General features: G+C 55.5%; 1 rRNA gene. It reads left to right on the forward strand.

The window, feature by feature from the left end:
- Positions 1-1194: ribosomal RNA gene (locus tag ACFU5K_RS31975) — 23S ribosomal RNA — on the forward strand; the annotation flags it as partial.
- Positions 1195-1216: the final 22 nt, after the last annotated feature.

Raw genomic sequence — 1216 nt, forward strand, 5'->3', positions numbered from 1 at the left:
CTGGTGATTGGATTTACTCCATGAGCTGGGGGTGGCCGCAGAGACCAGCGAGAAGCGACTGTTTACTAAAAACACAGGTCCGTGCGAAGCCGTAAGGCGATGTATACGGACTGACGCCTGCCCGGTGCTGGAACGTTAAGGGGACCGGTTAGTGCACTTTCGGGTGTGCGAAGCTGAGAACTTAAGCGCCAGTAAACGGCGGTGGTAACTATAACCATCCTAAGGTAGCGAAATTCCTTGTCGGGTAAGTTCCGACCTGCACGAATGGCGTAACGACTTCTCGACTGTCTCAACCATAGGCCCGGTGAAATTGCACTACGAGTAAAGATGCTCGTTTCGCGCAGCAGGACGGAAAGACCCCGGGACCTTTACTATAGTTTGATATTGGTGTTCGGTTCGGCTTGTGTAGGATAGGTGGGAGACTTTGAAGCAGCCACGCCAGTGGTTGTGGAGTCGCCGTTGAAATACCACTCTGGTCGTGCTGGATGTCTAACCTGGGTCCGTGATCCGGATCAGGGACAGTGTCTGATGGGTAGTTTAACTGGGGCGGTTGCCTCCTAAAGAGTAACGGAGGCGCCCAAAGGTTCCCTCAGCCTGGTTGGCAATCAGGTGTTGAGTGTAAGTGCACAAGGGAGCTTGACTGTGAGACCGACGGGTCGAGCAGGGACGAAAGTCGGGACTAGTGATCCGGCAGTGGCTTGTGGAAGCGCTGTCGCTCAACGGATAAAAGGTACCCCGGGGATAACAGGCTGATCTTCCCCAAGAGTCCATATCGACGGGATGGTTTGGCACCTCGATGTCGGCTCGTCGCATCCTGGGGCTGGAGTCGGTCCCAAGGGTTGGGCTGTTCGCCCATTAAAGCGGTACGCGAGCTGGGTTTAGAACGTCGTGAGACAGTTCGGTCCCTATCCGCTGTGCGCGTAGGAATATTGAGAAGGGCTGTCCCTAGTACGAGAGGACCGGGACGGACGAACCTCTGGTGTGCCAGTTGTCCTGCCAAGGGCATGGCTGGTTGGCTACGTTCGGAAAGGATAACCGCTGAAAGCATCTAAGCGGGAAGCCTGCTTCGAGATGAGTATTCCCACCACCTTGAGTGGTTAAGGCTCCCAGTAGACGACTGGGTTGATAGGCCAGATGTGGAAGCCCGGTAACGGGTGGAGCTGACTGGTACTAATAGGCCGAGGGCTTGTCCTCAGTTGCTCGCGTCCACTGTGTT

It is taken from the genome of Streptomyces sp. NPDC057428, from assembly GCF_042803195.1.
In the GTDB taxonomy this organism is placed as follows: Bacteria; Actinomycetota; Actinomycetes; order Streptomycetales; family Streptomycetaceae; genus Streptomyces.